Source organism: Sphingomonas sp. KR3-1 (assembly GCF_040049295.1).
GTDB lineage: Bacteria > Pseudomonadota > Alphaproteobacteria > Sphingomonadales > Sphingomonadaceae > Sphingomonas.
Genome location: NZ_JBDZDQ010000003.1, coordinates 31,937 through 45,015, shown reverse-complemented (window position 1 = coordinate 45,015; position 13,079 = coordinate 31,937). Strand labels below are relative to the sequence as shown.

Below are 13,079 nucleotides of genomic sequence, written 5' to 3'. Positions count from 1 at the left end.
ATGTATAAGTACGACGAATACGACCACTCCATCGTCGCCGCGCGCGTCGAGGAGTTCCGCGACCAAGTGAACCGCCGTCTCGCCGGCCAGATCACCGAGGACCAGTTCAAGCCGCTGCGGCTGATGAACGGCCTCTATCTCCAGCTCCACGCATACATGCTGCGCGTCGCGGTGCCCTATGGCACGCTCGACAGCCGCCAGATGCACATGCTCGCGCACATCGCCCGCAAGTACGATCGCGGCTATGGCCATTTCACCACGCGCCAGAACCTGCAGTACAACTGGATCAAGCTCGAGGACGCGCCGGACATCCTCGCCGATCTCGCCACGGTCGAGATGCATGCCATCCAGACCAGCGGCAATTGCATCCGCAACATCTCGTCGGACCAGTTCGCCGGCGCCGCCGCCGACGAGCTGACCGATCCGCGCCCCTGGGCCGAGCTGCTGCGCCAGTGGAGCACCTTCCACCCCGAGTTCAGCTACCTGCCGCGCAAGTTCAAGATCTGCGTGATCGCCGCCGAGGAAGACCGCGCGGCGATGCGCCTCCACGATATCGGCATCCAGATCGTCGAGAAGGACGGCGAACTCGGCGCCGCGATCTATGTCGGCGGCGGCATGGGCCGCACCCCGATGATCGCCCCGCTGATCAAGGACTTCGTGCCCTTCGACGATTTCGTCAGCTATCTCGAGGCCTGCCTGCGCGTCTACAATCGCTATGGCCGCCGCGACAATATCTACAAGGCGCGGATCAAGATCCTGATCCACGAGATCGGCGCCGAGAAATACGCCGCCGAGGTCGAGGAGGAGTTCGCCGCGGTGAAGGCGCTCGGCATCGATCCGCCCCAGGCCGAGTTCGACCGCATCGCCGCCCATTTCGCGCCGCCCGCCTATGACCAGGCCGCCGAGACCTACGCCCCGTCGCCGTCGAGCGACCCGCGCTTCGCGGCCTGGGTCCAGCAGAATGTGAGCGCCCACAAGCAGAACGGCTATGCGATCGTCACGGTCAGCCTGAAGCCGATCGGCGGCATCCCCGGCGACGCTTCGGCCGACCAGATCGACGTGATGGCCGATCTCGCGGAGCGCTACAGCTTCGACGAGCTCCGCGTCACTCATGCGCAGAACATCGTGCTCCCGCACGTGTCGCAGGCCGATCTCCACAAGGTGTGGCAGGCGCTCGACGCCGCCGGCCTGGCCGAATCCAATCTCGACCTGATCAGTGACATCATCGCCTGCCCGGGCCTCGATTATTGCAGCCTCGCCAATGCCCGCTCGATCCCGCTCGCGCAGAAGATCGCCACGCGCTTCTCGGACATCGGCCGCCAGCGCGAACTGGGCGAGCTGAAGCTCAAGATCAGCGGCTGCATCAACGCCTGCGGCCACCACCATGCCGGCCACATCGGCATCCTCGGCGTCGACCGTAAGGGCGTCGAGAACTACCAGCTGCTCCTCGGCGGCTCGGGCGCGGAGGACGTGTCGCTCGGCACGATCACCGGTCCCGGCTTCAGCGAGGACGGCATCGTCGACGCGATCGAGAAGGCCACCGACGTCTATCTCGCGCAGCGCGAGAGCGGCGAGCGTTTCCTCGACACCTATCGCCGCGTCGGCATGGCCCCGTTCAAGGAGGCGATCTATGGGTGACAAGAGCCCGTTCGTGCTGAGCTTGTCGAAGCACACCCCGCAATCGCAAACCTGCCCTTCGACAAGCTCAGGGCGAACGGAGATTGGGGCATGAGCGACGTCCTCCGCTTCCGCGACGACGAAGCGCACGAAGAGCCCGCGGTCACGCTCGACTCCTTCCTCGGCCAGTCCAACGCCACCGCCGTCCGCATCGAGAGCGGCGAGGACGCGCGCGTCCTCCTCCCCCATCTGGGCCGCCTCGCTTTGGTCGAAGTGAGCTTCCCCAAGTTCCGTGACGGCCGCGGCTATTCCACCGGCCGCATCCTGCGCGAGGCAGGCTACAAGGGCGAGCTCCGCGCCCAGGGCGACGTGCTGGTCGACCAGATCCCGCTGATGCGCCGCTGCGGCTTCGACAGCTTCGCGCCCGAGGCACCCGTCGACGAAGCCGTCCTCGCCGCCTCGCTCGCCCGCTACGAGTTCCACTATCAGGCTGCCGCCGACCCCGCCGTGCCGGTATGGAAACGCCGGCATGGCTGAGCTCGCCCGCAAGATTGACCGGCTGGACGTCGCCCCGCGCTGGACCGCGGCCGACGCGATCCGCCTCAACAACCTGTTCCGCGGCACCGACACGCCCGAGATGCTGCGCGAGGTGCTCGGCAACCACATGCTCGGCGACGTTGCGCTGGTCTCGTCCTTCGGTGCCGAGAGCGCGGCGCTGCTCCATCTGGTGGCCCAGGCCGATCCGAACGTGCCCGTCATCTTCCTCGATACCGGCAAGCATTTCCCCGAGACGCTCGCCTATCGCGACCAACTCGTGGACTTTATCGGCCTCAAGAACCTCCAGATCATCGCCCCCGACCCCGAGGCGATCGAGAAGCGCGACGCCACCGGCCTGCGCTGGTCCTACGACCCGGACGGCTGCTGCGAGATCCGCAAGGTCATCCCGCTCGAAAAGGCGCTCGCCGGCTTCGACACCAGCATCACTGGCCGCAAGGCGTTCCAGGCATCGACCCGCAACGCGCTGCCCCGCTTCGAGGTCGAGGGCGACCGGTTGAAGTTCAACCCGCTCGCCAGCTGGACCAAGGACGACATCGAAGCCTATTTCGTCGAGCACGACCTGCCCCGCCACCCGCTCGAGGCGCAGGGCTATCTCTCGATCGGCTGCGCGCCCTGCACCTCGGTGGTCAAGCCGGGCGAAGACCCGCGCTCGGGCCGCTGGCGCGGCTGGGACAAGACCGAATGCGGCATCCACACCGCGGTGGAAGACGGCGACCCCAACCAGCCGAGCTTCTAGCGCTCCCGCATCATCCGCTCGACCCGCGCGCCGAGATCGTCCACCGCGAACGGCTTGGTCAGCACTTCCATGCCATGCTCGATATGGCCGTGGTTAAGCACCGCGTTCTCGGCATAGCCGGTGATGAACAGCACCTTCAGCTCGGGCCGCAGCACTCGCGCCGCATCCGCCACCTGCCGCCCGTTCAGGCCGCCGGGCAGCCCGACATCGGTGATCAGCAGGTCGATCCGATCGGCGTTTTCGAGCAGTCTCAGGCCCGAGGGGCCGTCCGCCGCCTCCAGGCACGAATAGCCCAGCTCGCCTAGCGCATCGACGATCAGCATCCGCACCGTCGGCTCGTCGTCGACCACCAGCACGACCTCGCCCTCATGGCTGGCGCTCGCCACCGCGCTCGCCGGATCGAGCGACGGCGCTTCCTCGTCGCCGAGATGCCGCGGCAGGTAGACGCAGACCATCGTCCCCTGCCCGACCTCGGAATAGATCCGCACATGGCCATGGCTCTGCCGCGCGAAGCCATAGACCATGCTGAGGCCCAGTCCCGTCCCCTCGCCCAGCGGCTTGGTGGTGAAGAACGGGTCGAACACCCGCTCGAGGATCGCCTTCTCGATGCCCGAGCCGGTGTCGCTCACGCAGACGGTGACATATTGCCCCGGCTCAAGCCCCCGCTCGCGAGCAGTGCGCTGGTCGAGCCATTTGTTGCCCGTCTCGATCGTGATCTTGCCGCCGCTCGGCATCGCGTCGCGCGCGTTGATGCACAGATTGAGGATCGCATTCTCGAGCTGGTTGGCATCGACCAAGGTCGGCCACAGCCCGCCCGCCGCGATCGTCTCCACCTCGATCCCCGGCCCGACGGTGCGCTGGACCAGCTCGACCAGGTCGGCGAGCAGCCGGTTGATCACCACTGCCTTGGGAGACAGCGTTTGCCGCCGCGAGAAGGCGAGCAGCCGGTGCGTCAGCGCCGCCGCGCGCCGCGTCGCGCCCTGGCCGGCCGCGAGATATTTCTCCACGTCGCGGCTGCGCCCCTGGCTGAGCCGCGTGCCGATCATCTCGAACGCGCCCGAAATCCCGGCGAGCAGATTGTTGAAGTCGTGGGCGATGCCGCCGGTCAGCTGGCCCACCGCTTCCATCTTCTGCGCCTGGCGCAGCGCCTCCTCGGCCTGGTGCAGCCGCTGCTGCTCGTCGAGCCGCTCGGTCACGTCGAACACGAAGGTGAAGGCGCCGATCTTGCGTCCCTCGGCATCGCGCAGCGAGCTGAAGCGCTGCTCGTAGAAATGCAGCTTCCCGTCGGGCGCCGCATATTCGATCACGTCGGAATAGCCGTCCTCGGCCAGCGCGCGGTCCCACACGCCGCGCACCTTTTCCTGGTGCGGATGCCCTTCGAGCATGTCGACCTGCCGCGCGCCGATCACCGGGCGCACCCCGAAGATCCGCTCGAACTCGGCCATCGCCGCGCTGTTCACCGCGAGCCAGCGGCCCTCCATGTCGACGACCTGGACGAAGCCTTCGGTGCCGTCGACGATGTCCGCCAGCACCGCCCGCTCGGCCAGCGCCTCCGCCACGCGCGCCTCGAGCGTCTGGTTGAGCTCGCGCAGATTCTCCTCCGCCACGCGCCGCGCGGTCACGTCCTGGAACAGCACCGCGACCTGCTTGCGGCTCGCCGGCTCGATCCGGAACGCCGAGAGCGACAGATAGCGCCCGGTCGCCTCCAGCTCTCGCTCGAAGCGGATCGGCACGCCGGTGCGCAGCACGCCGCCATAGCGCGCCACCCAGTCGTCCGCCTCGTCCGCCACCATCTCGCGCAGCTTCTGCCCGACGACATTGGGGATGCCGGCGTGCCGCGCATAGGCGGCATTGGCCTCGACATGGACATAGTCGCTCAGCGGCCCGTGCGGCCCATCGAAGAACTCGATGATGCAGAAGCCTTCGTCCATCGAATCGAACAGCGTCTGGTAGCGCAGGTCCGCCTCGTCGCGCTGGCGCAGCTCGCGGCGCAGGTCGAGCTGCCCCATCACCTGGCGCGCCAGCACCTGCAGCGTGCGCCGCTGCAGCTCGGTCAGCTGCCTGGGCTGGGTGTCGAGCACGCACAGCGTGCCGATCGGCAGGCCGTCATCGCCCTTGAGCAGCGCGCCGGCATAGAAGCGCAGATGCGCCTCGCCGGTCACCAGCGGATTGCCGACGAAGCGCTTGTCCTGCGTCGCGTCGGGGATTTCGAGGAACTCGGGTTCGAGCAGCGCATGCGCGCAGAAGCTGGTGTCGAGCGGCGTCTCGCGCACGCCCAGCCCCACCTCGGCCTTGAAGAACTGCCGGTCGCTCGCGACCAGGTTCACCACCGCGATCGGCGTGCCGCAGATATCCGCCGCCAGCCGCGCGATCTCGTCGAACGCCGGCTCGGTCTCGGTATCGAGGATGTCGTAGGCCTCGAGCGCCTTCAGTCGTTGCCGCTCGCGCTCCTCCGGCGTCATTTCAGTCATCAGGCCCCGGTCGCCGCTCTATTCCGCGCGCGGCCCGTCGGCCGCGCCTCGCTAAGACGCATCGTGCCCGATTTGGTTTCGGTTGGCGACTGAAAGCTGTGGGTGACAGGGAGAACGCCCTAAACTGTTCCCCGGCGAAAGCCGGGGAACAGCAAAGGCGCAAACAAGGGACCGCCTCAATACCCCCCCGGCACCAGGTCGCTGAACTTGGTGAACTGGCGGTCGAAGCGCAGGTCGACCGTACCCGTCGCGCCGTGGCGCTGCTTGGCGATGATCACGCTCGCCTTGTTCGCCACCTGGAGCTGGTGGTCCTGCCAGGCCTGGTACTTGGCGATCTCGTCGGGCGTCGAATTGCCGTCGGGCACCTTGGGCGCCTTGAAATCGTGATAATATTCGTCGCGGTAGACGAACAGCACGATGTCGGCGTCCTGCTCGATCGAGCCGGATTCGCGAAGGTCGGAGAGCTGCGGGCGCTTGTCCTCGCGGCTTTCCACCGCGCGGCTCAGCTGGGAGAGCGCCAGCACCGGCACGTGCAGCTCCTTGGCGAGCGTCTTGAGGCCGCGGCTGATCTCCGAGATTTCCTGCACGCGCCCGTCGCCCGACGCCTTGGCCGAGCCGGTGAGCAGCTGGAGATAGTCGACCACGACGAAGCCGATCTTGTGCTGGCGCTTGAGACGCCGCGCGCGGGTGCGCAGCGCGGCGATCGTCAGGCCCGGCGTGTCGTCGATATAGAGCGGCAGCCGCTCGAGATCGCCCGCAGCGCGCGCGAACTTCATGAATTCGGGGCCCGAGATGTTGCCGGTACGCAGCTTCTCCGACGACACTTCGGACTGTTCGGACAGGATACGCAGCGCCAGCTGGTCGGCCGACATTTCGAGGCTGAAGAACGCCACCGGCGCGCCGATCGACTTCTCCTCCGGGATCCCGGCCTCCATGTCGTCGAGGTACCGCTTCGCCGCGTTGAACGCCATGTTGGTCGCGAGCGAGGTCTTGCCCATGCCCGGACGGCCGGCGAGGATCAGAAGGTCGGAACGGTTGAGGCCGCCGGTCATCGCATTGAAGTCGGTCAGGCCCGAGGTGATACCCGACACGCTGCCGCCCGAGTTCATCGCCCGCTCGGTGTTGCGCACCGCCACCGTCGCCGCGCGCATGAAGTTCTTGGCGCCGGTATCCTCGCCGCCCTTCTCCGCGACTTCGTAGAGCTTGAGCTCGGCCTGTTCGATCTGCTTGGCGGGATTGATCTCCTCGCTGGTGTCGAGCGCGCTGTCGACCAGGTGGCGCCCCACCCCCACCAGCGCGCGAAGCACGGCCAGGTCATAGACCTGGTCCGCGAACGCCCGCGCGCCGATCAGGCTGGCCGGGTTGCCGGTCAGCTGCGCCAGATAGGCCGGCCCGCCCAGCTCCTTCATCGCCGCATCGGCCTGGAACAGCGGCTTGAGCGTCACCGGGGTGGCGAGCCGGTTGTCGCCCACCAAGGTCGAGATCGCGTCATAGATCCGCCCGTGCAGCGGCTCGTAGAAATGCTCGGGGCGCAGCTTCTGGAGCACGTCCTCCGCCACGCGGTTGTCGATCATCATCGCGCCGAGCAGCGCGGCTTCCGCCTCCACGTTCGCGGGCAGGGTCGTGCCTTCGGGAGAATCGGGAATCGGAAGCGGGATCGGTTGCACCATGCGGTCCCTATGCGCGCGGGCCGGCGCTTCCGGCAATGCACATGCTTGTGGAAAGCGTTGATTGGCCGCAAAGCAACGCCGGTATGGCCGCCGATCCGCGCATCATCGACGTAACGCTGGACGAGCGCACCATTCTGTGGCGCTCGGCGGATATCGAGCAGGAGCGCCGCATCGCGATCTTCGACCTGCTCGAGGACAATCACTTCGCGCCGCAGCGCCCCCAGGCGGACGGCTATGCCGGCCCGTTCAAGCTCCATCTCGCGGTGCAGGAAGGGCGGCTCGCGCTCGAGATCAACCGGGCGGACGGCACCCACCAGGAATCGCTGATCCTCGGCCTCGCCGCCTTTCGCCGCCCGATCCGCGATTACTTCGCGATCTGCGACAGCTATTATGCCGCGATTCGCAACGCCACGCCCGCCCAGATCGAGACCGTCGACATGGCGCGGCGCGGCATCCACAACGACGCGGCGACGCTGCTCAAGGAACGGCTGGAAGGCAAGATCGACGTGGATTTCGACACTGCCCGCCGCCTGTTCACGCTGATCTGCGTCCTCCACATCAAGGGCTGACGAATGCACGCGCGCATCTGGATGCGCCGGCTGCGCTTCGTCGTGCCGGGGCTGATCCTCCTGGGGCTGCTCGGCTGGAGCGCCTGGCTGTTCGCCTCGCGCTGGCGCCCCTCGCCCGGCGATTTCCCGGTCCAGGGCGTCGATGTGTCCGAAGAGACCGGTCCAATCGAATGGTGGACCGCGAAGAAGTCGGGGATCGACTTCGCCTATATCCGCGCCACCACCGGCGCCACCGCACGCGATCTTCGCTTCCCCGAGAATTGGCGCTGGACGTTCGAGGCGGGCATCCGCCGAGGCGCGCTCCACGTCTATTCGCTCTGCCAGCTCGCCACCGACCAGTCGGGCAATTTCATGATCACCGTGCCGCGCTCGGACGATCAGCTGCCGCCCGCGGTCGAGATCGACTTCCAGCCCGATTGCCCGGCCCGCCCCGAGCGCCAAGTGGTGATCGGCGAGCTCGGTCGCTTCCTCCACGATGTCGAGACGCATATCGGCAAGCCGGCGATCCTGCTGGTCTCTCCGGCCTTCGAAAGCCAGTATCGGCTCAGCGACGCCTTCCCGCGCCTGCTCTGGGCGCAGCAGAGCTTCTTCCCCCCCTCGTATTTCGCGCGGCCATGGTCGATATGGCAGGCAACGCGCCACCGCCGCATCGAGGGGGTCGACGCTCCGGTCAATTGGGACGTGATGGTCAAATGAGCGAAATCGATCCGAAGGCACTTGTCGAAGCTGCTCGAAACGCAGCGAAAAATGCCTATGCGCCCTATTCGAACTTCGCCGTCGGCGCGGCGGTGCTGCTGACGGATGGGACCGTGGTGACCGGTGCGAACTTCGAAAACGCCAGCTACGGCCTGTCGCTCTGCGCCGAGACGGTGGCGCTGGCCCGGACCAGCAGCGAGGGCCGGCTCAAGGACGTCGTCGCGATCGGCGTGATCGGCGGCCGGATGGGCCATGCCGACACGGCTCCGGTCAGCCCCTGCGGCCGCTGCCGCCAGGTCATCAACGAAGCCGCCCAGCTGAGCGGCCGCGACCTGCCGGTCTATTGCGGCGGCGCAACCGGCGACGCGATCGCGGAGTACAGGCTGAGCGAGCTGCTCCCCGCCGCCTTCGGCCCGAAGGACCTGGGGATGGCCTGAATTCCCCTCCCTGCAAGGGAAGGGCTAGGGGTGGTTGGGCTTCAACAGGCTTCTCAGCTCGCGAAGGGCACCTCCCCGGCGTATCTGCATTACGGAGCGATCCCCCAGGTGTTCCCCGGCGAAAGCCGGGGCCCAGTTGCAATGTCGTGCGAGAGGTTTGACCGCCCCTCCAACTGCACCGGGGCTGGGCCCCCGGCTTTCGCCGGGAAACAGCAACCTTGAACGGCGCCAAGGCCTTTCCGTCATCCTCTCTCGCCCTGCCCGTCCCCGTCATCCCCGCGAAGGCGGGGATCCAGAGCCAAGCAGCACATCGCTCCGCCACCCGCGTCGCCCGAACGGCGCCACGCGGTCAGGCCCCGCCGGCGACGTCGACCCGCCTCAAGCCGCCTCCAAGACAACCGCCAATATCCCCACCGCGCCGCCCCACAGTCACCCCAAACGACCGCAACATTCACTCACCAGCCAGCCAATATTGACCCGTTGGCGGCCGCGTGGGACTATTCCTGCCAAACCCAAAGTGACCGGAGAGATCGATGCCGCTGCCCCCGCTCCCCAGCCTCCGCCTCGACGGCAAGCGCGCCCTGGTCACCGGCGCGGGCCGCGGCATCGGGGCGCATGGCGCGGCGATCCTCGCCCAGGCCGGCGCAGCGGTAACCCTCTGCGCCCGCAGCGGAAACGAGGTCGAGGCCCTCGCCGCCGCGCTCCGCGACGCCGGCCACCAGGCCGATGCCTTCGCCCTCGACGTCACCGACACCGAAGCCGTCCGCCGCGAGATCGCTGCCCGCGGCCCCTTCGACATCCTCCTCAACAATGCCGGCGCCAACCGCATCCGCCCGATCACCGAGGTGACGGAGGAGGATTATCACGCCGTCCTCGATCTCAACCTCAAGGCGGCATTGTTCGTCGCCCAGGCCGTCGCCCAGGGCTTGCTCGATGCCGGAAAACCCGGCTCGATCATCAACTTGTCCTCGCAGATGGGCCATGTCGGCGGCCCGGGCCGCTCGCTCTACAGCGCCTCGAAATTCGCCCTTGAGGGCCTGACCAAGTGCATGGCGATCGACCTCGCCCCGCACGGCATCCGGGTCAACACGCTCTGCCCGACCTTCATCGAGACCGCGCTCACCCGCCCAATCCTCGACATGCCCGGCACCCGCGAGCGCGTGCTTGGCCGCATCGCCTTCGGCCGCCTCGGCCAGATGGACGAGCTCAGCGGCCCGCTGCTGCTCCTCGCCTCGGACGCCTCGAGCCTGATGACCGGCAGCGCAGTGATGGTCGATGGCGGCTGGACGGCGGGTTGAGTAGGATCGCGGCATGCCCAACCTCGCCACCACCACGCTCCGCCCCTTCGTCCCCGGCGGCAAGGACTTCGCCCTGTCGAAGCGCTTCTATTTGGCGCTCGGCTTCCGCCTCACCTTCGAGGCCGCCGATATCGCGGGGTTCGCCTGCGATTCGGGCGCGTTCCTGCTCCAGAACCATTATGACGAAGGCTGGGCCGGCAACTTCATGATGCAGCTGGTGGTCGAGGATCTCGACGCCTGGTGGGCGCATATCCAGTCGCTCGACCTGCCGAACCAGTTCGGCGTACCCGCGCCCAAGCCGCCCGCACTGATGCCCTGGGGGCTCACCATCGCCTTTGTCGTCGGCCCCTGCGGCGAGCTCTGGCATGTGGCGCAGGCCTAGCTCCCGCCCAGATAGCGCTCCGGCAGCGGCCCCGTCCCCACCACGATCCGCTGCAACACGACATTGTCGTCGATCCGCCAGACCTTCACCACATGCTTGCCCGCGGAGACCCCCGGGAAGCGCGCCCCCAGCACGCGGGCATTGTCCTCCACCGCCCGCTCCCAGTCGCGCTTCGCAGGGCTGTCGGCGGCATTGGGCGACGGCGTGAGCAGGTCGCTCAGCACCTGCACCGGGCCGCCATCGAGCGACAAGCCGACCCGCAGTTTGCCGTCCGCGCCCGTGCCCAGCGTCGGCGCAAGGATCAGCCGCACTTCGAGCGCGCCGGCCTTCGCCACCGGCACGGCATATTCGAGCCGCACGCCATCCTCCAGCTTGGTCGCCGGGCGCCCCTGCGGCAGCGCCAGCACCGCGCCCTGGGTCCGCCCCAGATGCGGAATCACGCGCCAGGTCAGCCCTTTGCCGCCCACCGCACGGGCATAGCCGCCCGCCTCGATGACTGTCGCTTCGCTGGCCCGCGCGGGCGCCGCGAACCGGATCGCGCCCGCCGTCCCCGCCACCCGCTTGACCTCAGGCATAACCTGCGTGTCGGGCTGCTGCCAGCTGGTATAGCCGATATGGGTCTGGAGCATCATCCCGTCCCATTTGCCCCCGGCGATCGCGTGATAGCGGTCGCTCAACGCCTGGTCGCGCGCGAAGGCCGCCTCGGCCTGGTCGGCGAACGCATTGGCCCGGGCATCGCCCGCCGCGGCCAGGCGACGGTTCCAGGCGACCGCGTAATAGAGCCGATAGAGGTTCGCCATCGCGGCGATCGGATGCTCGACCAGCTCGAAGAACGCATCCTGCCGCTCGGCCGGCACGCCGGCCTTCGCCTTGAGCATCGCCGCTTCCAGCATATCCCATTCGCCCAGCATCGCGCCGAACTCGCCCCCGTCGAGCACCGGCCCGGCGCCGCTGCCCAGCGCGAAGCTCCCCGCATCGATCAGCTCGGGCTTCCGCCGCGCCGCCAGCTGGGAATAGCGCGTCAGCAACGCGCCGATCGCCTTGCCCTGCGCGGGCCCGAACTGCGCGCCCGCCCATTGCTCCGGAAACGCTGCCAGCGCCGCGGGCGTCATCGCCTCGGGGTTCCAGGCCTGTTTGAGGAAGAAGCTCAATGGATATTCCATCGGCTTGAGGTCGCCGACATTGACGATCCACAGCGCCCGGGCGCCGCGCTGCCAGGCCAGGTCCATCTGCTGCCAGCTCTTCTCGATCTGGTTGGTATTGAGCCATTTGTAGTTGCGCGGGCCGCCGACATAGTCGAAGTGATAATAAACGCCGTAGCCGCCCTTGCGCGGCGCGCTGCCCAGGTCCGGCAGCCGGCGGATCTGGCCCCAATTGTCGTCGGAAAACAGCAGGGTGACGTCGTCCGGCACCTGCATGCCGTGGTCGTAATAGTCCTGCACTTCCTTGTAGAGCGCCCAGACCTGCGGCTGCTGGTCCGCCGGCCTGCCGGTCACCTCGGCGATGATGTTGCGCTGGTCGGCGACGATGCCTTCAAGCAGCTTGGTCGCGGTGCCCTCGGCCATCGGCTCGTCGCCATCGCCGCGCATGCCAACGGTGATCAGGCTCTCATAGCTCTTGCCGTCGCCCTTCGACATCGTCCGCTCGATCCCGCCGCGCCAGAAGGCACGCAGGTTCGCGGCGTTGCTCGCATAGTCCCATTTGCCGCCGGTGACCCCGCCGGCGGTGTTGCGATGCCACTCGTCCTGCGCCCGCGTCATCGGCTCGTGGTGCGAGGTGCCCATCACGATGCCCATCTCGTCGGCAAGGATCTTGTTCTGCGGATCGTCGTCGTTGAAGGCGCGCGGCGCCCACATCGCCGGCCACAGGTAATTGCCCTTCAGCCGCAGCTCGAGCTCGAAGATATGCGCATAGGCCTTGGCGTTCGCGCCGCCGAACTTCTTCTGCGCCCAGGTCGAGAAGCTCGGCGCCTCGTCGTTGATGAAGAAGCCGCGATAGCGCACCTTGGGCTGGTCGCGCCGGGCGCCCGCGGTGACGAAGACATTCGACCGCTTCGCCACCGGCACGTCGGCGAACCAGTGCCAGGGCGACACGCCGATCTTCTCCGAGATGTCGTATGCGCCATAGACCGCGCCGCGCCGGTCCGATCCGACGATCACCAGCGCGCGGGTCACGCCCGGCACGGGATTGTCGACCACGATCTGGCGAAACGCTTCCCATTCGCCGGCAATGTCCTGCGGCTTGATCTTGCCGGCACGGACCAGCGCATCGATCGCCGGGCTCTGGCCGAGCACGCCGATCAGCACTACCGGCCCGTTCAGGCCTGCCAGCGTCGCCGCCCGCGCGGCCTTGCTGCCGCTTACCCGCTCGAGATCACCGGCAAAGCCGTTCGCCGCATGGCGCACCGCCGGATCGGCGCCGGGATCGACCAGCACGCTTGCCGGCCTGCCACCCGCGATCAGCGCGAAGCTGCCGGCACCGGCGCTTGGGCAGATCGTCACGGCGCCCTCGCAGGCCAGCGCCGGTCTTATGGCGAACATCGCACACATCATCGCTGTCGCCGCCAGTCCGCGCATCGCCCTCTCCGTGCTTATTTGTCTGTGTTATGCGCACAGCCTATCCAAAGTGACAAGCGGCTTGCCCCG

General features: G+C 67.8%; 11 protein-coding genes. 8 read left to right on the top strand and 3 right to left on the bottom strand.

Annotated elements, in window-relative coordinates; translation table 11 throughout:
* From ABLE38_RS16130 to ABLE38_RS16120, 3 genes are all read left to right on the top strand, one after another.
* Positions 1–1,638 (top strand): nitrite/sulfite reductase, encoded by a 1,638-nt coding sequence (locus tag ABLE38_RS16130; protein ID WP_348975265.1) that lies wholly within the window; start codon positions 1–3, stop codon positions 1,636–1,638.
* 90 nt (positions 1,639–1,728) lie between these two features.
* The gene (locus tag ABLE38_RS16125) at positions 1,729–2,154 is read left to right on the top strand and encodes a DUF934 domain-containing protein (protein ID WP_348975264.1); all 426 of its coding nucleotides are present in this window, start codon (positions 1,729–1,731) and stop codon (positions 2,152–2,154) included.
* On the top strand, positions 2,147–2,911 hold the full coding sequence (locus ABLE38_RS16120; protein ID WP_348975263.1) for a phosphoadenylyl-sulfate reductase: 765 nt from the start codon (positions 2,147–2,149) through the stop codon (positions 2,909–2,911). Before ABLE38_RS16125 ends, ABLE38_RS16120 begins: the two co-directional genes overlap by 8 nt.
* Here ABLE38_RS16120 and ABLE38_RS16115 read toward each other — a convergent pair.
* A complete protein-coding gene (locus tag ABLE38_RS16115; RefSeq protein ID WP_348975262.1) occupies positions 2,908–5,382 on the bottom strand; it encodes an ATP-binding protein in 2,475 nt (824 codons plus the stop codon). The genes ABLE38_RS16120 and ABLE38_RS16115 overlap by 4 nt on opposite strands.
* Before the next feature lie 176 nt (positions 5,383–5,558).
* Positions 5,559–7,052: a replicative DNA helicase gene (locus ABLE38_RS16110; protein ID WP_348975261.1), complete on the bottom strand. Its 1,494-nt coding sequence runs from the start codon at positions 7,050–7,052 to the stop codon at positions 5,559–5,561.
* A gap of 83 nt (positions 7,053–7,135) precedes the next feature.
* On the opposite strand from ABLE38_RS16110, the gene ABLE38_RS16105 reads away from it, so the two are divergent.
* The 5 genes from ABLE38_RS16105 (at position 7,136) to ABLE38_RS16085 (ending at position 10,434) form a co-directional block, all read left to right on the top strand.
* The gene (locus ABLE38_RS16105; protein ID WP_348975260.1) at positions 7,136–7,621 is read left to right on the top strand and encodes a UPF0262 family protein; all 486 of its coding nucleotides are present in this window, start codon (positions 7,136–7,138) and stop codon (positions 7,619–7,621) included.
* Positions 7,622–7,624: 3 nt separating this feature from the next.
* Complete coding sequence (locus ABLE38_RS16100; protein ID WP_348975259.1) at positions 7,625–8,317, top strand: GH25 family lysozyme; 693 nt, start codon at positions 7,625–7,627, stop codon at positions 8,315–8,317.
* Entirely contained in the window at positions 8,314–8,754 is a 441-nt protein-coding gene (locus ABLE38_RS16095; RefSeq protein WP_348975258.1) for a cytidine deaminase, read from the top strand. The genes ABLE38_RS16100 and ABLE38_RS16095 overlap by 4 nt, the downstream gene beginning before the upstream one ends.
* Before the next feature lie 533 nt (positions 8,755–9,287).
* The gene (locus tag ABLE38_RS16090) at positions 9,288–10,052 is read left to right on the top strand and encodes an SDR family oxidoreductase (protein ID WP_348975257.1); all 765 of its coding nucleotides are present in this window, start codon (positions 9,288–9,290) and stop codon (positions 10,050–10,052) included.
* 13 nt (positions 10,053–10,065) lie between these two features.
* On the top strand, positions 10,066–10,434 hold the full coding sequence (locus tag ABLE38_RS16085) for a VOC family protein (protein ID WP_348975256.1): 369 nt from the start codon (positions 10,066–10,068) through the stop codon (positions 10,432–10,434).
* Here ABLE38_RS16085 and ABLE38_RS16080 read toward each other — a convergent pair.
* Positions 10,431–13,010 carry a glycosyl hydrolase 115 family protein gene (locus ABLE38_RS16080; protein WP_348975255.1) on the bottom strand — a complete coding sequence of 860 codons (2,580 nt, stop codon included), beginning with the start codon at positions 13,008–13,010 and terminating at the stop codon, positions 10,431–10,433. The genes ABLE38_RS16085 and ABLE38_RS16080 overlap by 4 nt on opposite strands.
* Positions 13,011–13,079 lie beyond the last annotated feature (69 nt).